The organism is Xanthomonas nasturtii (genome assembly GCF_023337365.3).
GTDB classification, from domain to species: Bacteria; Pseudomonadota; Gammaproteobacteria; order Xanthomonadales; family Xanthomonadaceae; genus Xanthomonas; species Xanthomonas nasturtii.
In genome coordinates, this window is record NZ_CP142084.2 from 2,106,640 (window position 1) to 2,130,111 (window position 23,472).

Sequence of the window (23,472 nt, forward strand, 5' to 3'; positions counted from 1 at the left end):
GGAGTACAAGATTCACTAGGTTTGGCAACGGCTGCCACAGCAGCACCCATGTTGAACGAGCTGACAAAGAACTTGCCTGACGGCGTGGGAGAGGCTGTGGATGCTGGCATTGCGGCTGGGCTGGGCGCGGCGGTGGGTGGCTCAGCGGGTGCAGCCACTGCGTTCAATTCCGATACAAATAACCGGCAGTTACATCCATCGAAAGTGAAGTTCTTAAAGAGCGATGAAGTCGTCGAAAAATATATTGACTACACGGCGGAGAACGGCCTCATTCTCACTGAAGAAGGGGAGCGTGTCAGGCTAAATCGATTTGCTGCATCGAAAGAAGAGGAAAGCTGGGCTACGCTGAACGGCACAGACGCTTTTGCCGATGCCTTCCTTGTCAACGCGTTGGAAGGACGCAACTACACACATTCGATGGGGGGCGCCATGCATTCCTTCAGAATACCTGATCCCGCGGTCAATCTAAATGCGCTTTATGGCTCCCGATTCGATTCGTCGATAAAGAGCTATATCGATAATTTTCGTAGTCCTAACTATGCGCCCAGTCAAGCAAATAAGGAGTTGCTATCCCTAGAGACGATTTTTGGGTGCGACGCTGCTGGTAAGCAAGCGAACTTTGGGGGGGGGCTCATGTCCATTGGGAAAGAGATGCTTTTGGGGGTGGGCTCTGTTGCCTTTAGCGGTTATAGGGATCAGATCGGCCCTTTGATGAGCTCGCGCTAAAGAATAACTATCAACTCCTGTTGAAAGATCAGGGGCGTTGGGCGGAAGCCGGCCATGTAGAAGGCATTGATTGGGCGACGACTCAACGCTAGATGTGGGCAGGCATCGTCGTTGGAGAGGCGGGAGGCTTGGTTGGTAGCCAATTCACAAATATCATCCGCAATCCAGTAAAGAATGCGGATCTAGAGAGTAAGGCGCTATCGACGAGGGTGTCAGCTGCTTCTGCAGAAGCAGATAGTGAAGCAGGCTCTCCCGCCTTAGTTAGGTCAAATGTTGAAGCAAATGCAACCGGCAGTAGTCGCCTTAATTCTCAACCTATTGTTGAAGAAATTGTTAGCGGACATGCGTATCAAAAGCACGTAGTTGAGAAGGGCGAATTTACTGATCTTGGTGTTGATACTAAGGCTCAGTTTCAGGAGCTTATTGAAAATATAGTCGCAAACCCGTCAGTTGAGCGTCGTAAGGGCGTTGACGGACAACCTACTATCTTGATAGTTTAACAAAGACTATTGTAATACGGGGGAGAGGGTGAAGCTACTGCATTCAGGCCTGACAAAGGCGGTACTGGCTGGGAGAACTACTTGAAATCTCAGGTTCCTAAAAGGTGAGTTATAATATGAATGAAAGAGATAATATTAATATAAAAGTTACTGAAAAGGAATTTAGGTATTTTATATCGTGCGGAGCTGCTTTAATTCAAAATTTACCATAAATTTCACTGCTAATTTATTTTGGGATTAGTAAATATGAAATTATAGAGCTGCGATAAAGCTGCGTGAATTTGCTGATAAGGAAGGGGTGGATATTTAAATATAAAAATTTAGCTAAGCAGTCAGCTATCTTAAGAGCGGCGGCAACGACACCGCGATCCAGGGTGCACAAGCTGTTGGCAACAAAGTCCTTGCTAATGTCGGCGGCGATCTGCTGATCAAGAGCGAGCAGGACACCAATTAGTACAAGAGCAAGCAGCAGCAGGCCAGCCTGACCTTGGCGACCGGCTCGGGCAGCGGCGGCAGCTACAGCCAGCAGAAGGTCAACAGCAGTTACACCAGTGTGACTGAGCAGAGCGGCATCCAGGCTGGCAATGGTGGCTTCGACATCACTGTGGGCGGTAACACAAAGTTGGTCGGCGGCGCGATAGCCAGTGCAGCCGATTCCAGCCTCAATCGGCTGTCAACCGGCAGCCTGACCGTCGAGGACCTCCAGAACAAGGCGGAGTACAAGACCAGCGGTGTGACAGTTGCCGGCGGCACAGGTAGCAGCATGGCCAGTGTCGGCATCGGTGCCGGACTGAGCATGTTGGGCAATGCCAGCGACAGCTCAAGTAGCACGACCAAGAGCGATATCGCGGCTGGCACGATCCAAATCCGCAATGGCGACGAGTCTGCGCTGGCAGGGTTGGATCGCAGTGCCACCGAGTTGCAGCAGTCTGGGCTGAAGGAGATTTTCGATCAGAAAAAGATCAATGATCAGAAAGAGCTGATGGGGCTTGCTGGAGAGATTGGATTTCGGATAGCGGGTGATGTTGCCTCGGCTATGTATCAGAAAGCCCAGCTTGATTTGGCCAGCGCACCGGATGAAGCGTCGAAAGCTCAGGCACTGGCACGTCTGGACGCATGGAGCGATGGGGGTACGAACAAGATTTTGCTGCATGGCCTGACAGGTGCGGCGATTGCGGCACTCGGCGGCGAAGACGTTCTGCGAACAGCAGCTGGTGCAGCGGGTGCTGAAGCAGCCAAGGTTGCGATGTCGGATTATTTGGGCAAGAACGGCGTTACCGACCCAGCCACTTACAACGCACTCATGGAGCTAGGAAGTGCGGCGCTTGGTGGTATTGCGGGGGGACAGGTTGGCGCAACAACCGCGCTGGCGGGAGATCAGTTCAATCGGCAGTTGCATCCTGATGAAGTGACATGGATTCGCCAGAACGCTGAAGCGTTTGCATTACAGGAAGGCATCAGTGTCAGTGAAGCGAAGCAGCGTCTGACGGTGGAAGCTGCTGCGCAAGTGGATGCAGTGATCGCAAAGAAGGTCGGTATCGAAAATATCGACATAGAAGCGCTAGCTTTTCTGAATTCCAATAAAAATGAATACAAGTGGGGTCAGGCCTTTAAGGCAACTGATGACGAGTATGCCAATTTCCACCAGTATGGAAATCTTCTTACGAAGAATCCGGATCAATTCCGCGAGGTATATAACGCTCTTGGCGCATCTGGAATAGCGAAGGACTCCTTGCAGCAGGTATATCAGAGCGAGCTGTTGGCTTGGTCTACTGCGACGCGTGGGTCTGACGGTGTGGCCATGCTCGAGACGTTTACCGGTGATGTAGTGATGGCGGCAGGCATCATCCGTAATATTGCACAAGGCGACACCCAGGCTGCCGGCACGAGCATCGCTCTTGCGGCGATGCCGACAATTGTAGGAAAAACAGTTGGTCCCCTGTTGCGCCCTTTGGCGAAGGCGGCTGACGAAACGCTCTGGCTAAATGGTCAGGTCATTAGTAGTACTTGGATGAATGCCAAGAATGAGCTGACTTGGATCAATCCACTGACTGGTGCGAAGGAAGCAGTTCCTGCAACGGCTAAAATTCATGTGGATCACGTCCTGCCACAAAATGCTATTCGACAAATTGAAGGTTTTGATTCTTTGCCAAAAAGCGTTCAGAATGAGATTCTGAAAGACCCTGCGAATCTGCAACCAATGATCAAATCAGCGAACTGTTCAAAGGGGTGTAAAGTGGAGGTCGACGGTGCCGGATGGATGATGTGGAATGGAAAGCCTGTTAGTGCTGAGTACAAGGATTACTTAAAAAAAGCACAGGATGGATTCAGAAGTGATATTTTAAAGATTATTGAGGCCAATCGTGCATCAGGAGGTGGGTGAGTGAATGTATCGCAGAAGGGAAGTTTCAGTGGGTGGGGTGGGATGGGCGTCTCGGAAAATGAGTTTTTCGAACGATTAAATGGAGGGGTGTATAGTAAAATTGATGAAATTGTTGGTGATTATGATTTTTTGGATTATTGTGATGCAAAGGGGCGAAAAAATCTTGATTATTCCGGAGTTTTGGCGCGTGGAAAAGATTGGGTTTTGGAGCCATTGAGGCTACTTCAGCCACTTTCTTATATGGCATTCCAGGAATTTTGTGGTGATCTTTTTCTTGGGGTGATGTTAATTAAGGATTTAATGAATCCAGAGGGTCCTCGTCTCCCCGTGGAAGTTCTATTCTTTAACGTGAGCGGCCGCATGGTTGAGGTTTTTCCCACCTTCCCAGGGTCGACCTATGAGGACGGTAACGACTGCTTCGGTTCTTTGCTCAGCTTGCCTGATGGTCTGGCAAAATCCTGGTTGTGGCGCACAGATGGGTGGCGTATTCCGGGAAGTGTAGGTGAAGGCCCGATGACCAATCGTCAGTTGATTGGGCATCCATCATCAAGGTGGAGGGATGCGGATACTTATTTGGATAGCCTGGGAAAAGGGTGGAAGAAAAAGTATTTACCGAAAATCAAGGAGTTATTCCCGGATGCAGTGACGAATATAAATGGCGTAAAAAGAATTAAGTTCAGATGCTTCTTGGATACAAGGCCTGTGGGCGTCGGTGGTCCAGAGGGAGACCAATTTTTTGTTTGCTCGACTCGTCAGGATCAGGTGGTCTACCATGTCCATGAAGGGGATGTTGAAAATTTACGCGTGTTGCGTAATCCGGAGGATGCGATAGATCGTTATTGCGCTCATGTATTGCGCCGCAAACCGGGTCAATTTGATTTCAGCGATTGGAGTGAGCCATTTCGTCCTTGATAGTGGGACGGTGGTGGATTTGATATTGGTTAGATATGGCACTCATAGTGCTGGACCCAGAAAGTAAAGTTCCTCCGGAATTTGCTCTTTGAAAATTTAGTAATAGCCAGCTCAAAATTATGCTCGGTGGGTGTGGTTATGATCGGCACGGCTCTAGCCATCAATCTGATCGCTGAGGCTGGAGTCTGTAAATTGCAGCCTCCGTTTGCGGCGCGTGCATTGACCACTTGGCACGGATCTCACCGCCATGGGCCGCGCAGCCACCGGCCTTGGCGGCATCAATGCCTGGCGCAGCAATGGCCCGGGCCGTCGTTACCTGATCGAGACCGACCCGCGCTTCGTCAACTACGACAACTTCATCAGCAGCGACTTCCTGCTGGGCAAGCTGGGTGTTGACCCGGAGTGGACCCAGACCCGCCTGGGCGATGGCTTCTATGAGCAGCGCCTGGTGCTGGACCAGATCACCCAGCTCACCGGCCGTCGCTATCTGGGCAACTACGCCGATGGCGTGGCGCAGTACCGCGCCTTGCTCGAATCGGGCGTGGCCGCCGCAGGCCAGTTGCAGCTGAGCATGGGCGTGGGCTTGACCGCCGCGCAGGCAGCCGCGTTGACGCAGGACATCGTCTGGATGGTGGAGCAGGACTACCAGGGCCAGAAGGTGCTGGTACCCGTCGTGTATCTGGCCTCCAACTCGCTGCAGCTGCGTGGCAATAGCGCCTTGATTGCCGGCGGCAACATCGAGCTCAACGCCACCAACGCCATGAGCAACCAGGGCGTCATCGCAGGCGCCGACGTCAGCATCACCGCCGGCAATCTGCTCAACCAGGGCCGCATCAGCGGCACTGGCGCTGTATCGCTGGAAGCCCGTAACGACCTGCTCAATCAGGGCCAGATCCAGGGCCGCGACGTTGCACTGGTAGCCGGCAACAATCTGGTCAGCGAAGCATCCAAGGCCATCAACGGCGTCGGCATCCTGTCCGGCATCAGCGCCAGCAACACCCTGCAACTATTCGCCGGCAACGACATGACGCTGACCGGTACCCGCGTGCAGGCCGATGGCAGCGCAGCATTGATTGCGGGCAACAACCTCAGCCTTACCCCAAGCGCGTTGCGCAACGACAACGGCCTGCTGCGCGGCTGCGATGCGGTGTCGGTGACCACTGGCAAGGATCTGGTGATGTCTGCAGGCAACGACCTGCAACTGCACGGCGTGAGCATCAACGCCGGCGGCAGTGCCGCACTGCAGGCAGGCAACAACCTTTCGCTGACCCCGACCACCGGCCTGGACGGCAAGGTCGCCACGCGCACCAACATCAGCACCGGCGACAGCCTGTAGTTGACCGCCGGTAATGACCTGACCATCCGCCGTGATTAGTAAATGCACATAATTGTCCGTCAATACATGGGCGCTATCACGCAAGCTGCTTGGCTCCCAGACGCTCTAGTTCACTCTACGGTTTGTTACCTGCACAGCCCTAAGGCCGGACGCAGCATTGTTTTCATTGCCTGGACATGCGGTATGGCAGGGTTCCGGGCGTCAGTTAGATGCCTTCGCGTCGCGTCCGCACTTTCTGCTCTTGGTTGGAGAGTTCGATGACAAAGAAATCGCAGTGGTTTGGACTCCTGGGCTCGTTGGTGCTGTGCTATCTGGTCGCGGCCCTGGGAGCGGCGGCATCGATCCAAGCGGCGAGCTTCTACGCCGGCTTGCAGCGGCCGGACTGGGCACCGCCGGGATGGTTATTCGGGCCGGTGTGGACTGTGCTGTACGGGATGATGGCGATATCGGTGTGGCTGGTCTGGCGCCGCGGCGGATGGAGCAGTGCGCGTGGGGCGCTGGGTCTGTTCGTGCTGCAGTTGGGGTTGAACGGGTTGTGGAGCTGGTTGTTCTTTGCCTGGCACATGGGTGCTTGGGCTTTTGTCGATATTGTGGCGCTATGGGTGGCGTTGGTGCTGACGATCGTAGCGTTCGCCAAGTGGCAGCGGGTGGCTGCGTGGTTGCTGGTTCCGTATCTGCTGTGGGTGAGTTTTGCGGCGGCGTTGAACTATGCGGTGTGGCAGCTCAATCCGCAGGTGCTTGGCTAAGGGCTGTATGGGTCAAAAGTGGCTGATGCACCTCTGCGTTTGGCGCGAGAAGGGTGCGCGGCGGCTACTCGCATCAGCCGGATCCGACGTCGTCTAGCACCAGGCCTCACTATGGGATGCTGCGCAAGCACCGCTTGGTCCGGCGCATAAAAAGTTTCCATAGCAATCAATCGTTTGGGACTGTCTTGCTTAAATCTTTGTCCCGCAAGGCTTTCTGTATAGGCGCCGCGTTGCGCAAGGCTGGTTTGATACACAGCGCTTGACAGGCCTCGGCCCGGTGATGTCTTTTGCGTACATGCATAACGCCTGCGCCACCGCTTCGCTTACCTGTCAGCCGCACCTGCGGCCGGGTGCGGGCGTGGCCGGCATTAGCACCACCATTACCACCGTCACCATTCGCCCGGTGCGGCCCGTCGTCTTCGCGTAACTTCCGAAAACAACGGCCCCGCACCCGGATCAGGATGCGGGGGCTTTCCTCCCTCATCTGATGCGGACGGGGCCTCCCTAACGAGGTCTGTCGATGTCATCGCCTGTTGTTTTGCTCGAACCCGCCGCTGTTGCCGCATCTTCCACACGCACCGTCGTGCACAAATTCGGCGGCACGTCGGTGGCCGATGCCGAGCGCTACCGGCATGTGGCGCAGCTGTTGCTGGCACGCGACGAGTCGGTGCAGGTCACCGTGGTGTCGGCGATGAAGGGGGTGACCGATGCCTTGATCGCACTGGCCGAACTGGCCGCGCAGAACCGCCCCGAATGGCGCGAGCGCTGGCATGAGACACGGGCGCGCCATCGCGGTGCGGCGGTGGCCCTGCTGGGCGAGCATTCCGGGCCGACGGTGGAGTGGCTGGACGAGCGCTTCGAGCATCTATCGCAGATCCTGGGCGCATTGGCGGTGATCGGCGAGCTGCCGCGCGAGGTGCTCGACCGCGTGCAAGGCCTGGGCGAGGTGTATTCGGCGCAGTTGCTGGGCGACCATTTCCGTGCGCTTGGCGAGGATTGCGCGGTGCTGGATGCGCGCGATGTGCTGGTGGTCAACCGTGGCGAACTCGGTGTCGATGTGGACTGGGACACCAGCGCGCAGCGCCTTGCCACCTGGCGCCAGGCGCATCCGCAGACGCGCGTGGTGGTCACCGGCTTCGTTGCGCGCGACCGCGCCGACCGCATCACCACGTTGGGGCGAAACGGCAGCGATTATTCCGGTGCAATTTTCGCGGCCTTGTTCGATGCCGATGAGCTGCATATCTGGACCGACGTGGACGGCGTACTGTCGGCCGACCCGCGCGTGGTGCCCGAAGCGGTGCAACTGGAAACGCTGAGCTACGACGAGGCCTGCGAGCTGGCCTATTTCGGCGCCAAGGTGGTGCACCCGCAGACGATGTCGCCGGCGATCGAGCGCGGCTTGCCGATCATCATCCGCAACACCTTCCAGCCGGAACATCCGGGCACGCGCATCACTGCCAGCAGCGCGGTGAGCGGGCCGATCAAGGGGCTGACGCTCAGCCCCGACCTGGCCGTGCTCAACCTGGAAGGTACTGGATTGATCGGCGTGCCCGGCACCGCCGAGCGCGTGTTCGCGGCGCTGCGCACGGCGCAGGTGTCGGTGGTGATGATCTCCCAGGGTTCTTCCGAGCATTCGATCTGTTGCGTGGTCAAGCAGCACGAGTCCGAGCGCGCACGCAATGCCTTGCTGCAGGCGTTTGCGCATGAACTTACGGTCGGTCAGGTGCAGCGCGTGCAGCTGACCACCGGCATCAGTGTGCTCGCTGCAGTGGGCGATGGCATGGCCGGGCAGCCGGGTGTGGCGGCGCGGCTGTTCGAGTCCCTGGGGCGTGCGCAGGTCAATATCCTGGCGATCGCGCAGGGTTCGTCGGAGCGCAACATCTCGGTGGCCATCGACGAGGCGCATGCGACCAAGGCCTTGCGCGCGGCGCATGCCGGCTTCTGGCTGTCGCCGCAGACGTTCTCGGTGGGCGTGATCGGCCCGGGTAACGTGGGTGCGGCGTTGCTGGACCAGTTGCGCGTTGCGCAGCCGCAGCTGCTAAGCAAGGCCAACCTGGATCTGCGCCTGCGCGCAGTGGTCTCGCGCGGCCGCATGCTGCTCGACGAGCGCGGCCTGGTCGGCAACTGGCGCGATGCCTTCGCCTCTGCAGCCACCGCGACCGATCTGGAGCGTTTCACCACGCACCTGTTGTCCGCGCATCTGCCGCATACGGTGATCATCGATTGCAGCGGCAGCGCGGAAGTGGCCGATCGCTACGCGGACTGGTTGGCTGCCGGCATCCATGTGGTGACGCCGAACAAACAGGCTGGCTCCGGTCCGTTGCAGCGGTATCAGGCGATCCGTGCGGCGGCCGATGCCAGCGGCGCGCGCTTCCGTTACGAAGCCACCGTGGGCGCCGGCTTGCCGGTGATCACCACGCTGCGCGATCTGGTCGATACCGGCGATGCGGTGACCTCGATCGAGGGCATCTTTTCCGGCACCCTGGCCTGGCTGTTCAACAAGTACGACGGCAGCGTGCCGTTCGCCGAGCTGGTGACGCAGGCGCGCGGCATGGGCTATACCGAACCGGACCCGCGCGATGATCTGTCCGGCGTGGATGTGGCGCGCAAGCTGGTGATCCTGGCGCGCGAAGCAGGGCGTGCGATCAGCCTGGAAGACGTGCAGGTCGAAAGCCTGGTGCCGGAAGCATTGCGTCAGGCCAGCGTGGACGACTTCATCGCGCGCCTGCCCGAGGTGGATGCGGCCTTTGCGCAGCGTCTGGCCGATGCGCGTGCACGCGGCAATGTGCTGCGCTATGTGGCGCAGCTGCCGCCCGACCGCGCGCCCAGCGTGGGCCTGGTCGAGCTGCCTGCCGATCACGCATTCGCCAACTTGCGTCTGACCGACAACGTGGTGCAGTTCACCACGCGGCGCTATTGCGAGAACCCGCTGGTGGTGCAGGGCCCGGGCGCCGGTCCTGAAGTGACCGCAGCCGGCGTGTTCGCCGATCTGTTGCGCGTGGCGGCGGGCGAGGGCGCGCGGCTGTGACGCAGGTAGTTGTCAGCCAGACCGGCGAGAGCCAAGCAGCGGTGGCGGATGCGCACGAAAGTGATCGCGCTTCTGTTGGCAAGCACGGGCTGCACGAAGCGCGTGCCTTCGCGCCAGCATCGGTTGCGAACGTGGCGGTGGGATTCGACTTGCTCGGTTACCCGATCGATGGCGTCGGCGACACCGTCACCGTGCGCCGCATCGAAGAACCTGCAGTGCGCATCGCGGCGATTCGCGGCACGACCGTGGCGCTACCACTGGATGCCGAACGCAATACCGCAGGCGCTGCGTTGATGTCGCTGCGTGCCGCATTGCAGCTGCCTTACGGGTTTGAAATCGAGATCGACAAGGGCATTGCGCTGAGCTCGGGCATGGGCGGCTCTGCTGCGTCGTGCGTGGCGGCGTTGGTTGCGGCAAACGCGCTGCTGGCCTCGCCGCTGGACCACCACCAGCTCTACCAGTACGCGCTCGATGGCGAAGCGGTGGCCAGCGGTAGCCGCCACGGCGACAACCTGGGGCCGCTGTTTTTAGGCGGGCTGGTGTTGTGCACGCTGGAGCGCCTGGTGCCGATCGCAGTGCCGGCAGCCTGGCATAGCTTGCTGGTGCATCCTGATGCAGCGCTGGAAACGCGGCGCGCGCGCGAAGCCCTGGCCGGCGCGTATCAGCTGCGCGAGTTCGTCGCGCAGAGCACCAATCTGGCGCTGGTGCTGGCCGGTTGCCATGCCGGCGATGCGGGCCTGGTACGCGCAGGCCTGCGCGATGTGCTGATCGAACCGCGTCGCGCACCATTGATCGCCGGCTTCGCCGACGCCAAGCAGGCAGCGCTGGAGCACGACGCGTTGGGCGCCAGCATTTCCGGCGCCGGGCCAAGCGTGTTTGCCTGGTTCGAATCGCGCGCCGCTGCAGACGCTGCGGCACCGGCCGTGCAGGCCGGGTTTGCTGCAGCAGGTTTCGCTAGCCAGGCCTGGGTGTCGCCGATCGCAAGCCCGGCAGCGCGGTTGCTCGAATGAAGCAGCATGCCCGCAATGACAACAGGCCGCAGAACGCACGCAACAGGTCTGGCCTGCTGCGCGCGACCTGCGACTTAGTCGACCACCACTTCGCTGATCTGCATCACCGGGGTCAGGTCGGTGTAATTGGCGATATCGCCCAGGATTTCGCCAGCATGCGGCCCGAAACTGGCGCCGAAGGCCTCCACCGATTCGCAAAAGATGTGGCACATGCCGATGTAGGGCGGGGTGCTGCCCGGCTCGCCACTACTGATGCCTTTATCCACCGTGTAGCTCAGGCAGGCCGCGCCCATCCGTGCGCTCACCAGCGGCATGTGGGTGTCGCGGTAGTAGGCGTGGTCGAAGCGGGCGCCGTCGCGGTACGGGTACATCACGCTGACCTTGATCATCTGCCTGCTCCACGGAAAGGTGCCCGCAGCATAGCGCCGTGGCGCCGGCGGTGGATGACCATCTGGCCGGGTGCGGCCAGGGCACCGACATCGGCCCAACCGCCCATCCCGGTCTCCGCGTTCTCGGGCAATGCCGCGTTGCCCACCTCGTTCTCGCTTTGTCTGGAGTCACCATGAACTTCATCTCCACCCGTGGCGGTGCGCCCGCCGCAAGTCTGAGCCAGGCCATTGCCGCCGGGCTGGCGCCCGATGGCGGCCTGTACGTGCCGCAGACCCTTCCGCCCGCGCGCGCGCTCGATGCAGGCGCAGATCTGGCCAGCACCGCCACCACGCTGCTGCAGCCGTTTTTCGAAGGCGACGCGCTGGCGGCCGAGCTGCCGGCCATCTGCGCTGAAGCTTTCGATTTCCCGGCGCCGTTGGTGGCGCTGGGCACGCCGGGCGATTACGCGCTGGAGCTGTTTCACGGGCCCACCGCTGCGTTCAAGGATTTCGGCGCGCGCTTTCTGGCCGCCTGCCTGACCCGCCTGCGCCGTAGCGAAGACCGCCCGCTCACCATCCTGGTGGCCACCTCGGGCGACACCGGCGCAGCGGTGGCCGCCGCGTTCCATCGCCAACCCGGCCTGCGCGTGGTGGTGCTGTATCCGGATGGCCGCGTGTCGCCACGGCAGGCGCACCAGCTTGGCTGTTTCGGCGACAACATCCAGGCCTTGCGTGTGGCTGGTTCGTTCGACGATTGCCAGGCGATGGTCAAGCAAGCCTTGAACGATGCGGCGTTGCAGGCGCAGGTGCCGCTGAGTTCGGCCAACAGCATCAGCCTGGGCCGGCTGCTGCCGCAGATGAGTTATTACGCGCATGCCGCCCTGCAGCACCATGCAGCCTTGGGCAGTGTGCTCAATCTGGTGGTGCCAACCGGCAACCTGGGCAACGGGCTGGCGGCGATCATTGCGCGCGCGCTCGGGGTACCGCTGGGCCGCATCGCACTGGCATCCAACGCCAATCATGTGCTGCCGGACTATTTCGCCGGCGATGCCTACGCGCCACAACCCAGCGTGGCCACGCTGGCCAATGCGATGGACGTCGGTGCACCCAGCAATTTCGAACGCTTGCGTTGGCTCTACCACGGCGACGATGCTGCCTTGCGCGAGGAGTTCCGGGCCCTGTCGGTGGACGATGCGGCGATTCGCCACACCGTGCAGCAGCGCTTTGCGCGCTACGGCGAGGTGCATTGCCCGCATACCGCCACCGCAGTGCATGTACTCGAGCAGCTGCGCGCCGAAGGGGCGGAGGGCGGCACAGGCGACTGGGCAGTGGCAGCCACCGCGCATCCGGCCAAGTTCGAGGGCGTGGTGGAGCCGTTGATCGGCCGGGCGGTGGAGGTTCCGCCGGCGCTGGCCGCATTGTTACAGCGCCCGGCCCACGCCGAAGCACTGGCGCCGGACTACGCGGCTTTCCGGCAGCGTCTGCTTGCCGATGCCGCCTGACCCAATGCGTTCAGCCAGCCGGGCTTGAAACTGGCCCGCATGGGGCTATTTGTAGGAGGGTGCGGCCCCGCTGTGGTGCCGCGTCCGCTGTGGGTTGTTGCATGTCTTATCGATTGATAGCCGTTGCCGCCGCGTTATGCGGATGGGCTACCGCTGGTACGGCCAGGGCGGCCGATGCCGTAGCTGTTTCTCCGCTGTCGCCACTGGGCGCGCCGCGCGTCGGCCTGGTCGAGGCACTGGCGCGTCAGGCGCCGTCGCTGGATCGCCAGGTGCTGGCCCTGGCCACCGAAGCGCTGCAATGCGCCCGCCGCCGCCAACAGGTGGGCGCCGAGCGGGTGCTCAGCGTCATCGATTACAGCCGCCCCTCCACCGAGCGCCGGCTGTGGGTGTTCGATCTGGACAAGCAGCGCTTGTTGTTCCAGGAGTGGGTCGCGCATGGGCGCAATACCGGCGAGAACCTGGCGGCGAAGTTTTCCAACAACGACGGCAGCTTCCAGTCCAGCCTGGGCGCCTTCACCGCGCAGGAGTCGTATACCGGCCATAACGGCTACTCGTTACGGCTCAAGGGCCTGGAGCCGGGGTTCAACGATCACGCGCGCGACCGCGCCATCGTCATCCACGGCGCGCCGTATGTCAGCGAAGCCATCATCCGCACCCAGGGCCGGCTCGGCCGCAGTCTGGGCTGCCCGGCCGTGCGGCCGGCGGTGGCCAGGCAGTTGATCGATACCTTGCGCGAAGGCGCCTTCGTGTTCGCCTATTACCCGGACCGCGCCTGGCTGCGTCAGTCGCAACTACTGAGCGGCGGCTGCGGCGGGGCGGGAGCGGGTACGGTGGCCGGCCGCTGAGTGGTTGTATGCGAACGACCCGGCCGACTGCTTGGGCAAACGCACACTGGCGCATCGATCAAACCGACCCATCCGCCATCACACCGTGTCGCCGGCCAGGCTACGCAGTGCCGCGTAATCCAGGATCTGCACCAGGTGCAGTTGCGGCAGGGCGATCAGCTGCTGCTGCCGCAGCTTGGTGAAGGTGCGGCTCACCGTTTCCATGGTCAGCCCGAGGTGGTCGGCGATGTCGCTGCGGCTCATCGGCAGCGCCACGCTGTCGCCGCTGGCGCCGGGCAGGGTGGAGCGGGCGGCTAGCCGCAACAGAAAGTGCGACAACCGTTCGCTGGGCTGCAGACGCGCCAGCAGCAGGCAGGTGTCCTGTGCGGCGGCCAGTTCCATGCTGGCGCGCTGCAGCAGCTTGCGCTCCAGCTGCGGGTAGCGCTCGCGCAGCTGGCGCATCTGCGCCATCGGGGTGCGGCACACGTGGCTGTCGACGATGGCTTCGATATCGTGGCGGTGCTGCGCGGTTTCGGTCAGGCCGAGGTAGTCGCCGGGCAGCACGAAGCCGGTGATCTGGCGGCGCCCGTCGGCCAGCGTGCGCACCATGCGCAGCGCGCCGGAGGTCACCGTATAGACGTTGTGCCGGGTCTCGCCGGCACGCACCAAGGTGCTGCCAGGCGCATGGGCCGCCGCGTGGGTCACCTGATCCAGCGCGTCCATTTCCTGCGGCGACAGCGCTGCGCAAATGGCCCGGCCACGTACTGCGCACAGCGCGCAGTCCGACCCTGGCGCGCCGCTGGCAGATGCCGTGCCGGGCGCCGGGCAGGTCACGCTGGGGTCTGAAAGCTGCCGGTACATGGACCACGCACTGCCTGGGACGCATTGAATGATACGCCATGCGGTCAGCACGGCCGGCTGCCGGTAGAATTGTGCGTTCGCCAAATTCGTCCTGCAGGAGTTTCGCTCGTGATCAAGCCCCGTACGCCGCCCGGCATCATGGAATTGCTGCCGCGCGAGCAGATCGCGTTCCAGCGCATGCTGGACGTCATCCGCCGCAACTACGAGCGGTTTGGGTTCCTGCCGGTCGAAACCCCGGTGTTCGAGTTGTCCGATGTATTGCTGACCAAATCCGGCGGCGAGACCGAGCGCCAGGTGTATTTCGTGCAATCCACCGGCGCGCTGGCCAATGCCGCCGCCGCGGCCGACGAGGGTGCCGAGACCGCCGGCCTGCCCGAGCTTGCATTGCGCTTCGACCTGACCGTGCCGCTGGCGCGGTATGTGGCCGAGCACGAACACGACCTGAGCTTCCCGTTCCGCCGCTACCAGATGCAGCGCGTGTATCGCGGCGAGCGTGCGCAGCGCGGGCGCTTCCGCGAGTTTTACCAGTGCGACATCGACGTGATCGGCAAGGACGCGCTGAGCATCCGCTACGACGCCGAAGTGCTGGCGGTGATCCACGCGGTGTTTGCCGAGCTGGGCATCGGCGAGTTCAAGGTGCAGTTGAACAACCGCAAGCTGCTGCGCGGCTTCTTCGAAAGCCTTGGCGTGGCCGAGGGCGAACTGCAGCTGGCGGTGCTGCGCGAGGTCGACAAGATCGACAAGCGCGGTGCCGATTACGTGCGCGACACGCTGGTGGGCGAGGGCTTCTGCATCGCCGCCGAGCAGGTGGCCAAGATTCTTGCGTTCGTGGCGGTGCGTTCGGAAGGGCACGCCGATGCGCTGGCGCAGTTGCAGGCACTGGAAGCCGCGGTCGGCGCCAGTGCGACGCTGGGCGAGGGCATTGCCGAATTGCGCGAGGTGCTCGAGCTGGTCAAGGCGCTGGGCGTGCCGGAAAGCGCGTACTGCCTGAATTTCTCCATCGCGCGCGGGCTGGACTACTACACCGGCACCGTCTACGAGACCACGCTCACCGACCACCCGCAGATCGGCTCGATCTGCTCGGGCGGCCGTTACGAAAGCCTGGCCAGCCACTACACCAAGTCCAAATTGCCCGGCGTGGGCATTTCGATCGGCCTGACCCGCCTGTTCTGGCAGCTGCGCGAAGCCGGCCTGATCCAGGGCATCGCCGAAAGCAGCGTGCAGGCGATGGTCGCGCTGATGGACGAAACCCGTCTGGAGGACGCGCTGGACATCGCGCGCCGGCTGCGCATCGGTGGCATCAACACCGAAGTGCAGATGGAGCCCAAGAAGGTCGGCAAGCAGTTCCAGTACGCCGCCCGCGCGGGCATCCGCTTTGTGGTGCTGGCCGGCGACGACGAGCTGGCGCGCGGCGTGGTGGCAGTGAAGGACCTGGTGCGCGAGCAGCAGTTCGACGTTGCCCGCGACGAGCTGGCGAGCACCTTGCAGGTGGAGCTGGAGCAGGCCAAGGCGATGCTGGTGGCTGGGGGCGCCAAGGGCGGCTGAGCCGACCTGTGTGGACGGCCGGTAGCCGGCCGGCGGTCGAGATCGCGGTAGTCCATGCAGCACAACCGAAAGCCCACTGACGCCCTGGCGTCGGTGGGTTTTCATTTTCGGCATCGTTACGTGCACGGGTTCACTGAACGCTTCGACGGCTCCAGGCTTGTCCAATCGATGCCGTTTGCGTTAATGTACTAACACGCTATTACGTTAACGCAATGAAACAACGACCTGCCCCCAGCGAAAGTACCGATGTCGCCGCCTCGCTCAAGATGCTGGCCGATGCGCTGGCCTGCCTGAGCGAGCCCGGCGCAGTCGAGGCCTTTCTGCGTGATCTGTGCACGCCCGCCGAGCTGGAAGCCATGGCCGACCGCTGGCGGGTGGTGCCCTTGCTGGTCAAAGGCGTGCCGTATCGCGAAATCCACGAGCTGACCCAGGTCAGCGTGACCACCATCGGGCGCGTTGCACGCACGCTGGATCATGGCGCCGGCGGCTATGCCGAGGCCCTGCGCGAGCAGTCGTCGCGCCCTGTCGAATCCCACTGAGAGAACAAGATGAGTGCTTCCACGGCAGCGCCGGCACGTGACCGGTTGCGTATCGCCATCCAGAAAAGCGGCCGTCTGGCCGAACCTGCACGCAGCCTGCTGGCGGCGTGCGGGCTGAGCTGGCGGCAGAGCCGCGACAAGCTGTTCTGCTACGGCGAATCGCTGCCGGTGGACCTGCTGCTGGTGCGCGACGACGATATCCCCGGCCTGATCGCCGATGGCGTCTGCGACTTAGGCATCGTCGGCCAGAACGAACTGGAAGAGCAGGCCGCCGAGCGCCGCCGCAACGGCTTGCCGGCCGCCTACCACGCCGTGCGCGGGGTCGGTTTCGGCCAATGCCGGTTGATGCTGGCAGTGCCGGAAGAATGGGAGTGGCAGGGCGTGGCGCAACTGGCCGGCAAGCGCATCGCCACCAGCTACCCGGCGATCCTGGCCGACTGGCTGGAGCGCCAGGGCATCGATGCGGCGGTGGTGGAGCTCTCCGGCTCCGTGGAAATCGCCCCGCGTCTGGGTACGGCCGATCTGATCTGCGATCTGGTCTCCAGTGGTGCCACCCTGGCCGCCAACCAGCTCAAGCCGGTCGAACTGGTGATGGAAAGCGAAGCGGTACTGGCTGGCGCGGTGCGCGAGCCGGCTGACGCACGCGCAGCGCTGTTGGCGATGCTACTGCGGCGCATGGACGGCGTGCTCAAGTTGCGCGACAGCAAGTTGCTGATGTTCCGCGCCGAGCAGGCGCATGTGGATGCGCTGCGTCGCCTGCTGCCCGATGCCGAGCCGCTGGTGCAGTTGCCCGACGACGGCAACGGCGCACTGCGGCTGCAGACCATGTGCCACGGCGCGGTGACCTGGCAACGCTTGGAAGAACTCGAACGCGCAGGTGCGCAAGGCTTGATGGTGTTGACGGTGGAGCGCTCGCTGGCATGAACATTCTCGATTGGTCCCAACTCGACAGCGCCGCACGCACCGACGCGTTGACGCGCCCGGTGCAGACCGTGGCCACGCAGACGCGCGATGCGGTGGCTGCATTGATTACCGATGTGCGCGCACGTGGCGATGCCGCGTTGCGCGAGATCACCGCACGTTTCGATGGTGTGTCGCTGGAGAGTTTCATTGTCAGCGAGGCCGAATTTGCGGCTGCCGAGGCCGCAGTTGCACCCGAACTGCGCCAGGCCATGCAGGACGCGGTGGCACGCATCGACACCTTTCACCGCGCCGGCATGAGCGCCGGCTACGCCGTAGAAACTGCGCCGGGCGTGGTCTGCGAAAAGATCGTGCGCCCGATCGGGCGGGTCGGGTTATATGTGCCTGCAGGCAGCGCACCGTTGCCGTCGACGGCGCTGATGCTCGGTGTGCCAGCGCGTTTGGCCGGTTGCCGCGAGGTGGTGCTATGCACGCCACCGCGCAAGGACGGCAGCGTGGATCCGGCGGTGCTGGTGGCCGCGCAGCTCACCGGCGTGCGCCGCGTGTTCAAGTTGGGCGGCGCGCAGGCGATTGCGGCGATGGCGTATGGCACCGAGTCGTTGCCGAGCTGCGACAAACTGTTCGGCCCGGGCAACAGCTTTGTGACCGAAGCCAAGCAGCAGGTGGCCCAATCCGGCGCAGCCGCGATCGACATGCCGGCCGGCCCCTCCGAAGTGCTGGTGATTGCCGATGCCGGCGCGCAGCCGGCCTTCGTTGCTGCCGACCTGTTGTCGCAGGCCGAACACGGCCCGGATTCGCAAGTGTTGCTGCTATCGGACAGCGACGCGTTGATTGCCGCTGTCAAAGCGCAGTTGGACGTGCAGTTGGCGCAACTTTCGCGAGCCGACATCGCACGCCAGGCCTTGGCGCAATCGCGGCTGATCAAGGTGCAATCGCTGGACGACGCCTTTGCGATCAGCAACCGCTATGCACCCGAGCATCTGATTCTGGCGTTGCGCGAACCGCGCGCGTGTCTGGCTCAGGTGGAAGCGGCGGGCTCGGTATTTCTTGGCGATTACACGCCCGAAGCGCTCGGCGATTACTGCAGCGGCACCAACCATGTGTTGCCGACCAGCGGCGCGGCGCGCGCGTACAGCGGCGTGAGCGTGGCCAGCTTCCAGAATATGGTGAGCGTGCAGGCCGCCAGCAAGGCCGGTATCGACGGCATCGGCGAATGCGCCTTGATTCTGGCGCGCGCCGAAGGCCTGGATGCGCACGCCAATGCCGTGGCACTGCGGATGGGAGTGGCAGCATGAGCACCGCATCGGTTCTGGAGTTGGTGCGCGAAGATCTGCGCGCATTTGCCGGGTATTCGTCGGCGCGTACCAGCGCGTTGCAGGGGGATGTCTGGCTCAACGCCAACGAGTCCGCGTGGGGAAATCCGGCCGACCCGGGCGCCAGCACGCGGCGCTATCCGGATCCGCAGCCCAAGGGTTTGCGCAGCGCGTTGGCGAGCGTGTACGGCTGCGCGCCAGAGCAGCTGCTGATCGGCCGCGGCAGCGACGAGGCGATCGATCTGCTGGTGCGCGGGCTGTGCGTGCCGGAGCGCGATGCGGTGGTGGTGACGCCGCCGGTGTTCGGCATGTATGCCGTGTGCGCACGCCTGCAGAACGCGCCGTTGCTAGAAGTGCCGCTGGTCGATGGGCCCGACGGTTTCCATGCGGATATCCCGGCAATCGTGGAGGCAGCGTTGGCCTCGCGTGCCAAGTTGGTGTTCCTGTGTTCGCCTTCCAACCCGGCCGGTTCGGCGATCAGCCTCGAAGACATCGAAACCGCCTTGCAGGCCTTGCAAGGCAAGGCGCTGATGGTGGTCGATGAAGCCTACGGCGAGTTCTCCGATGTGCCGTCGGCAGTGAGCTTGCTTGCGCGTTACGACAATCTCGCTGTGCTGCGTACGCTCTCCAAGGCGCACGCGCTGGCGGCTGCGCGTATCGGCACGCTGATCGCCAATGCCGAGTTGATCGCGTTGCTGCGCCGCTGCCAGGCGCCGTATCCGGTGCCGAAGCCATGCGCGGAAATGGCCGAGCAGGCCTTGTCCGCGCCAGCGCTGGAAGTCACCCAGCGCCGCATCGCCGAGATCCGCACCGAACGCGAGCGCATGTACAACGCGCTGGCGCAACTGCCCGGCGTGCGTCAGGTGTATCCCTCGCAGGGCAACTTCCTGCTGGTGCGTTTCAACAATGCCGAAGCCGCGTTCCAGGCGCTGCTGGAGGCCGGAGTGGTGGTGCGCGACCAACGCGCGGTGCCGCAACTATCCGATGCACTGCGCATCACCTTGGGCACGCACGAACAGAACGCGCGCGTGCTGAGCGCGCTGCAGCGCACGCAGGAGGCCGCCGCATGACTCCGATTCTTTTCGTCGACCGCGACGGCACGCTGATCACCGAGCCGGCCGATTACCAGATCGACGCCTACGAAAAACTGCGCTTCGTCGATAACGTGATTCCGGCGATGCTCAAGTTGCGCGATGCCGGCTATCAATTCGTCATCGTCAGTAATCAGGATGGTCTGGGCAGCGAAAGCTATCCACAAGCCTCGTTTGATGGCCCCAACAATTTGATGTTGCAGGTCTTCGCCAGCCAGGGCATCGAATTCCGCGAAGTGCTGATCGATTGCAGCTGGCCGGCCGACAACGCGCCCACGCGCAAACCCGGCGTCGGCCTGATGGTGCCGTATCTGCAGGACCGCACGATCGACTGGGCGCGCTCGGCGATGGTGGGCGACCGTATCACCGACATCCAGTTCGCGCAGAACCTCAATATCCGCGGCTTTCAGCTGCGCACCGATGAGTTCGGTGGCGAGTGGGATTGGCCCGGCATCGCGCACGAACTGGCCGATGCACCGCGCCGCGCGGTGGTCCAGCGCAATACCAAGGAAACCAAAATCCGCGTCGAGCTGGATCTGGATCGCGTGGCCGAACCAAAAACCGCCACCGGGCTGCCGTTCTTCGACCACATGCTGGAACAGATCGGCAAGCACGGCGGCTTTGCGCTGGACATTCGCGCCGAAGGCGATCTGCAGATCGATGAGCACCACACCATCGAAGACACCGGCCTTGCCCTTGGCCAGGCCCTGCGCGAAGCCCTGGGCGACAAGCGCGGCATCGGCCGCTATGGTTTTGATCCCGAAAGCAGCCCGTGGCGCGTGGCTGGCGACACCGCGCAGCACGGCTTTACGCTGCCGATGGACGAAACCATCGCCAGTGCTGCGCTGGATTTCAGCGGCCGGCCGTACTTCGTGTTCGACGGCGAGTTCAAGCGCGAGCGCGTGGGCGACATGCCCACCGAACTGGTGCCGCACTTCTTCCGTTCGATCTGCGATGCATCGGGCTTGAATCTGCACCTGAGCGTGCGCGGCGAAAACGATCACCACAAGGTCGAAGCCTGTTTCAAGGCCTTGGCGCGTGCGCTGCGTCAGGCGATCCGTCGCGAAGGCACCGCCTTGCCAACCACCAAGGGCGCGCTATGACCGATGTTGCGTTGATCGATGCCGGCGGCGCCAATCTGGGCTCGGTGCGCTACGCATTGGAAAGGCTGGGCGTGGAAGCGCGCGTGGTGCGCGATGCAGCAGGGCTGCAAGGCGCGCAGCGAGTGATCCTGCCCGGGGTCGGCGCTGCGCCCGAGGCGATGTCGCGCCTGCGCGCACAGGGCCTGGTCGAATCATTGCGACAACTGCAGGTGCCGTTGATCGGCATCTGCTTGGGCATGCAGTTGCTGTTCGAACATTCCGAAGAAGGCGATGTCGATTGCCTCGGCCTGCTGCCGGGCATCGTGCGCCACATGACGCCCGCGCTTGGGATTCGCGTGCCGCACATGGGCTGGAATCAGCTGGTGCCGATGCGCGAATCCGCGCTGCTGGCCGGCCTACCCGAGCGTGCGAGTGCCTATTTCGTGCATGGCTACGCTGCGCCGGTGACGGCCGACACCGTGGCCGCCTGCGATCACGGCGGGCTGTTTACCGCAGTGGTGCAGCACGGCCTGCGCTGCGGCGCGCAGTTCCACCCCGAGCGTTCGGCCGACACCGGTGCACGCATCCTGCGCAATTTTCTTGAGATGAGCTTCCCATGAGTTTCACCGTTTACCCGGCGCTGGATATCCGCAACAGCCGCGTGGTGCGGTTGCTGCAAGGCGACTACGCACGTGAAACGCAGTACGGCGACGATGTGCTGCCGCGCGCACAGGCATTTGCCGAAGCCGGCGCGCAGTGGATGCATCTGGTCGATCTGGATGCGGCAAAGGCGGGCGGCTACACCCTGGCTGCCACGCTTGGCGAGATCGCGCGTGCCGCCGGTCTGCACGTGCAGACCGGCGGCGGCGTACGCTCACGCGACGATGTGGCGCGCATCCTCGATGCGGGCGCTGCACGCGTGGTGATTGGGTCGCTGGCAGTGCGCGACAGTGAGACGGTGATTGGTTGGCTGCAGGAATTCAGTGCCGATCGCCTGACCATCGCGCTGGACACGCGCCAGGACGCGAATGGCGTATGGCAACTGCCAGTGCACGGATGGACCGAATCCGCCGACGCTACCTTGGATCAGTTGGCCGTGCGTTACGCGCAGGCCGGCCTGCAGCATCTGCTCTGTACCGATATCGCCCGCGACGGCATGTTGTCTGGTCCTAACATGGCGCTGTACGCGCATCTGCGCACATTGACCCCGCAGTTGCAGGTGCAGGTCTCCGGTGGCGCGCGCAATCTGGCCGATGTCGCTGCCGCCAAGGCCGCGGGTTGCGCCGGCATCGTACTCGGCAAGGCCTTGCTGGAAGGACATCTTGCGTTGAAAGAGGCACTGGCATGCTGAGCCGCCGCATCATTCCGTGCCTTGACGTGCGCGATGGTCGCGTGGTCAAGGGCGTCAAGTTCCGCGATCATATCGATATGGGCGACATCGTCGAGCTGGCGTTGCGCTATCGCGCACAAGGTGCCGACGAGCTGGTGTTCTACGATATCGGTGCCAGCCCGGAAGGGCGCTCGGTCGACTACACCTGGGTGGAACGCGTGGCGCGGCTGATCGATATCCCGTTCTGCGTTGCTGGCGGTATTGGCGATGTGGAAACGGCGCGTGCGGTGCTGCACGCCGGTGCCGACAAGATTTCGATCAACTCGCCTGCGTTAGGTCGCCCGCAATTGATTTCCGAGCTGGCCGATGCCTTCGGCGTGCAATGCGTGGTGGTGGGCATCGATTCCATCCGCGAACAAGACGGCCAGTGGCGCGTGCGCCGCTACACCGGCGACCCGAGCAAGACCCAGGCGCTGCCGATGCGCACGCTGGACTGGGTGGCCGAAGTGCAGCGCCTTGGCGCAGGCGAAATCGTGCTTAATTGCATGGACAACGACGGCGTGCGCCGTGGCTACGACATTGCGCAGCTGCGCCAGGTGCGCGCGCTATGCCGGGTGCCGTTGATCGCCTCCGGTGGCGCCGGCGAGATGCAGCATTTTGCCGATGTGTTCGACCAGGCCGATGTGGATGGCGCGCTGGCGGCCAGCGTGTTTCACAGCGGTGCGATTCCAATTCCGCAACTCAAGCAATTCTTGCGCGCGCAACAGATCGAGGTACGCGATGGGCAGTAACGAGGTGGCAGGCGGCGATGCGCTCGCAGCGCTGGACTGGAGCAAGGGCGACGGTCTGTTGCCGGTGATCGTGCAGGACGCCGACAACCTGCGCGTGTTGATGCTGGGCTACATGAATGCCGAAGCGCTGGCGGTCACGCAGCAGCGCGGCGAAGTCACCTTCTTCAGTCGCAGCAAGCAGCGCTTGTGGACCAAGGGCGAGAGCTCGGGGAACGTGCTGCGCGTGGTGTCGATCGAGACCGATTGCGATGCCGACACGCTGCTGGTGCAGGCACGCCCCCATGGCCCGACCTGCCACCTGGGCCGCACCAGCTGCTTCCCCACTGCGCCGGGGCAGTTTTTGGGCAGCCTGGATGCACTGGTGGCCGAGCGCGAGCGCGAACGCCCGCTCGGCAGCTACACCACCAAGCTGTTCGAGGACGGCATCCGCCGCATCGCGCAGAAAGTGGGCGAGGAGGGCGTGGAAACCGCGCTGGCCGGCGTGGTGCAGGGCGACGCGGAGTTGCTCGGCGAATCGGCCGATCTGCTGTATCACCTGATCGTGCTGTTGCACGCACGCGGGCTGGGCCTTGGCGATGCGACGGCCTTGCTGGAATCGCGGCACAAGTAAAGTGGCTTTGTAGGAGCGCCCTGGCGCGCGATGCGGCGTTAGCGGGAATGCCGC

21 protein-coding genes and 2 pseudogenes are annotated in these 23,472 nt (G+C 62.8%); 21 read left to right on the plus strand and 2 right to left on the minus strand.

From position 1 onward, the window contains the following. Positions 1-48 precede the first annotated feature (48 nt). The 9 genes and pseudogenes from M3O59_RS09215 to M3O59_RS09255 all read left to right on the plus strand — a co-directional run bounded on the left by M3O59_RS09215 (position 49) and on the right by M3O59_RS09255 (position 10,641). Entirely contained in the window at positions 49-726 is a 678-nt protein-coding gene (locus tag M3O59_RS09215; RefSeq protein ID WP_116906966.1) for a hypothetical protein, read from the plus strand. A 92-nt stretch (positions 727-818) separates the two neighbouring features. Next, positions 819-1,226 (plus strand): hypothetical protein, encoded by a 408-nt coding sequence (locus M3O59_RS09220; protein WP_147308604.1) that lies wholly within the window; start codon positions 819-821, stop codon positions 1,224-1,226. A 352-nt stretch (positions 1,227-1,578) separates the two neighbouring features. Then, positions 1,579-3,211 (plus strand): annotated as a pseudogene (locus tag M3O59_RS09225) (hemagglutinin repeat-containing protein); the annotation flags it as partial. A gap of 26 nt (positions 3,212-3,237) precedes the next feature. Next, positions 3,238-3,609: a hypothetical protein gene (locus tag M3O59_RS21160; RefSeq protein ID WP_126936840.1), complete on the plus strand. Its 372-nt coding sequence runs from the start codon at positions 3,238-3,240 to the stop codon at positions 3,607-3,609. Beyond that, positions 3,610-4,521 (plus strand): hypothetical protein, encoded by a 912-nt coding sequence (locus M3O59_RS09235; protein WP_249046912.1) that lies wholly within the window; start codon positions 3,610-3,612, stop codon positions 4,519-4,521. It abuts the gene before it with no gap. Between the two features lie 448 nt (positions 4,522-4,969). Further along, positions 4,970-5,854, plus strand: a pseudogene (locus tag M3O59_RS09240) (hemagglutinin repeat-containing protein); the annotation flags it as partial. Positions 5,855-6,114: 260 nt separating this feature from the next. After that, positions 6,115-6,603: a TspO/MBR family protein gene (locus tag M3O59_RS09245; protein WP_116905464.1), complete on the plus strand. Its 489-nt coding sequence runs from the start codon at positions 6,115-6,117 to the stop codon at positions 6,601-6,603. A gap of 520 nt (positions 6,604-7,123) precedes the next feature. After that, the gene (gene thrA / locus M3O59_RS09250) at positions 7,124-9,631 is read left to right on the plus strand and encodes a bifunctional aspartate kinase/homoserine dehydrogenase I (RefSeq protein ID WP_116905465.1); all 2,508 of its coding nucleotides are present in this window, start codon (positions 7,124-7,126) and stop codon (positions 9,629-9,631) included. A 41-nt stretch (positions 9,632-9,672) separates the two neighbouring features. Beyond that, complete coding sequence (locus M3O59_RS09255) at positions 9,673-10,641, plus strand: homoserine kinase (RefSeq protein ID WP_249045474.1); 969 nt, start codon at positions 9,673-9,675, stop codon at positions 10,639-10,641. A 74-nt stretch (positions 10,642-10,715) separates the two neighbouring features. On the opposite strand, the gene M3O59_RS09260 is transcribed toward M3O59_RS09255, so the two are convergent. Beyond that, on the minus strand, positions 10,716-11,030 hold the full coding sequence (locus tag M3O59_RS09260; RefSeq protein WP_064634989.1) for an EthD family reductase: 315 nt from the start codon (positions 11,028-11,030) through the stop codon (positions 10,716-10,718). A 173-nt stretch (positions 11,031-11,203) separates the two neighbouring features. Here M3O59_RS09260 and thrC point away from each other — a divergent pair, with 173 nt between their 5' ends. Together thrC and M3O59_RS09270 are read left to right on the plus strand one after the other, a co-directional pair. Further along, entirely contained in the window at positions 11,204-12,511 is a 1,308-nt protein-coding gene (gene thrC / locus M3O59_RS09265; protein WP_249046910.1) for a threonine synthase, read from the plus strand. 101 nt (positions 12,512-12,612) lie between these two features. Beyond that, entirely contained in the window at positions 12,613-13,356 is a 744-nt protein-coding gene (locus M3O59_RS09270; RefSeq protein ID WP_064634987.1) for a murein L,D-transpeptidase catalytic domain family protein, read from the plus strand. A gap of 78 nt (positions 13,357-13,434) precedes the next feature. On the opposite strand, the gene M3O59_RS09275 is transcribed toward M3O59_RS09270, so the two are convergent. Next, on the minus strand, positions 13,435-14,196 hold the full coding sequence (locus M3O59_RS09275) for a Crp/Fnr family transcriptional regulator (protein WP_372367779.1): 762 nt from the start codon (positions 14,194-14,196) through the stop codon (positions 13,435-13,437). A 108-nt stretch (positions 14,197-14,304) separates the two neighbouring features. On the opposite strand from M3O59_RS09275, the gene hisS reads away from it, so the two are divergent. From hisS to hisIE, 10 genes are all read left to right on the plus strand, one after another. Next, positions 14,305-15,741, plus strand: a complete 1,437-nt coding sequence (hisS, locus tag M3O59_RS09280; protein WP_116905469.1) for a histidine--tRNA ligase — start codon at positions 14,305-14,307, stop codon at positions 15,739-15,741. Between the two features lie 212 nt (positions 15,742-15,953). Then, on the plus strand, positions 15,954-16,280 hold the full coding sequence (locus M3O59_RS09285) for a YerC/YecD family TrpR-related protein (protein ID WP_249046909.1): 327 nt from the start codon (positions 15,954-15,956) through the stop codon (positions 16,278-16,280). A gap of 9 nt (positions 16,281-16,289) precedes the next feature. Next, positions 16,290-17,204: an ATP phosphoribosyltransferase gene (gene hisG, locus M3O59_RS09290; RefSeq protein WP_116905470.1), complete on the plus strand. Its 915-nt coding sequence runs from the start codon at positions 16,290-16,292 to the stop codon at positions 17,202-17,204. Then, on the plus strand, positions 17,201-18,496 hold the full coding sequence (gene hisD / locus M3O59_RS09295) for a histidinol dehydrogenase (protein WP_249046908.1): 1,296 nt from the start codon (positions 17,201-17,203) through the stop codon (positions 18,494-18,496). The genes hisG and hisD overlap by 4 nt, the downstream gene beginning before the upstream one ends. Further along, on the plus strand, positions 18,493-19,584 hold the full coding sequence (hisC, locus tag M3O59_RS09300; protein ID WP_116905472.1) for a histidinol-phosphate transaminase: 1,092 nt from the start codon (positions 18,493-18,495) through the stop codon (positions 19,582-19,584). Before hisD ends, hisC begins: the two co-directional genes overlap by 4 nt. Continuing rightward, positions 19,581-20,708: a bifunctional histidinol-phosphatase/imidazoleglycerol-phosphate dehydratase HisB gene (hisB, locus tag M3O59_RS09305; RefSeq protein WP_116905473.1), complete on the plus strand. Its 1,128-nt coding sequence runs from the start codon at positions 19,581-19,583 to the stop codon at positions 20,706-20,708. Before hisC ends, hisB begins: the two co-directional genes overlap by 4 nt. Then, positions 20,705-21,307 carry an imidazole glycerol phosphate synthase subunit HisH gene (hisH, locus tag M3O59_RS09310; protein WP_116905474.1) on the plus strand — a complete coding sequence of 201 codons (603 nt, stop codon included), beginning with the start codon at positions 20,705-20,707 and terminating at the stop codon, positions 21,305-21,307. Before hisB ends, hisH begins: the two co-directional genes overlap by 4 nt. Further along, positions 21,304-22,038, plus strand: a complete 735-nt coding sequence (gene hisA, locus M3O59_RS09315; RefSeq protein ID WP_116905475.1) for a 1-(5-phosphoribosyl)-5-[(5-phosphoribosylamino)methylideneamino]imidazole-4-carboxamide isomerase — start codon at positions 21,304-21,306, stop codon at positions 22,036-22,038. Before hisH ends, hisA begins: the two co-directional genes overlap by 4 nt. Continuing rightward, positions 22,032-22,808: an imidazole glycerol phosphate synthase subunit HisF gene (gene hisF / locus M3O59_RS09320; protein ID WP_116905476.1), complete on the plus strand. Its 777-nt coding sequence runs from the start codon at positions 22,032-22,034 to the stop codon at positions 22,806-22,808. Before hisA ends, hisF begins: the two co-directional genes overlap by 7 nt. Further along, positions 22,798-23,418: a bifunctional phosphoribosyl-AMP cyclohydrolase/phosphoribosyl-ATP diphosphatase HisIE gene (gene hisIE, locus M3O59_RS09325; RefSeq protein ID WP_064634976.1), complete on the plus strand. Its 621-nt coding sequence runs from the start codon at positions 22,798-22,800 to the stop codon at positions 23,416-23,418. The genes hisF and hisIE overlap by 11 nt, the downstream gene beginning before the upstream one ends. Positions 23,419-23,472: the final 54 nt, after the last annotated feature.

Excerpts from the sequence above, each read along its gene's own strand:
- M3O59_RS21160 (WP_126936840.1), top strand. The coding sequence starts at position 3,238 with ATGAATGCCAAGAATGAGCTGACTTGGATCAATCCACTGACTGGTGCG.
- M3O59_RS09220 (WP_147308604.1), top strand. The coding sequence starts at position 819 with ATGTGGGCAGGCATCGTCGTTGGAGAGGCGGGAGGCTTGGTTGGTAGC.
- hisIE (WP_064634976.1), top strand. The coding sequence starts at position 22,798 with ATGGGCAGTAACGAGGTGGCAGGCGGCGATGCGCTCGCAGCGCTGGAC.
- M3O59_RS09285 (WP_249046909.1), top strand. The coding sequence starts at position 15,954 with ATGAAACAACGACCTGCCCCCAGCGAAAGTACCGATGTCGCCGCCTCG.
- thrC (WP_249046910.1), top strand. The coding sequence starts at position 11,204 with ATGAACTTCATCTCCACCCGTGGCGGTGCGCCCGCCGCAAGTCTGAGC.
- M3O59_RS09215 (WP_116906966.1), top strand. The coding sequence starts at position 49 with ATGTTGAACGAGCTGACAAAGAACTTGCCTGACGGCGTGGGAGAGGCT.
- M3O59_RS09245 (WP_116905464.1), top strand. The coding sequence starts at position 6,115 with ATGACAAAGAAATCGCAGTGGTTTGGACTCCTGGGCTCGTTGGTGCTG.
- M3O59_RS09270 (WP_064634987.1), top strand. The coding sequence starts at position 12,613 with ATGTCTTATCGATTGATAGCCGTTGCCGCCGCGTTATGCGGATGGGCT.
- hisA (WP_116905475.1), top strand. The coding sequence starts at position 21,304 with ATGAGTTTCACCGTTTACCCGGCGCTGGATATCCGCAACAGCCGCGTG.
- hisH (WP_116905474.1), top strand. The coding sequence starts at position 20,705 with ATGACCGATGTTGCGTTGATCGATGCCGGCGGCGCCAATCTGGGCTCG.
- M3O59_RS09275 (WP_372367779.1), bottom strand. The coding sequence starts at position 14,196 with ATGTACCGGCAGCTTTCAGACCCCAGCGTGACCTGCCCGGCGCCCGGC.
- thrA (WP_116905465.1), top strand. The coding sequence starts at position 7,124 with ATGTCATCGCCTGTTGTTTTGCTCGAACCCGCCGCTGTTGCCGCATCT.
- hisG (WP_116905470.1), top strand. The coding sequence starts at position 16,290 with ATGAGTGCTTCCACGGCAGCGCCGGCACGTGACCGGTTGCGTATCGCC.
- hisB (WP_116905473.1), top strand. The coding sequence starts at position 19,581 with ATGACTCCGATTCTTTTCGTCGACCGCGACGGCACGCTGATCACCGAG.
- hisF (WP_116905476.1), top strand. The coding sequence starts at position 22,032 with ATGCTGAGCCGCCGCATCATTCCGTGCCTTGACGTGCGCGATGGTCGC.
- M3O59_RS09260 (WP_064634989.1), bottom strand. The coding sequence starts at position 11,030 with ATGATCAAGGTCAGCGTGATGTACCCGTACCGCGACGGCGCCCGCTTC.
- hisD (WP_249046908.1), top strand. The coding sequence starts at position 17,201 with ATGAACATTCTCGATTGGTCCCAACTCGACAGCGCCGCACGCACCGAC.
- hisC (WP_116905472.1), top strand. The coding sequence starts at position 18,493 with ATGAGCACCGCATCGGTTCTGGAGTTGGTGCGCGAAGATCTGCGCGCA.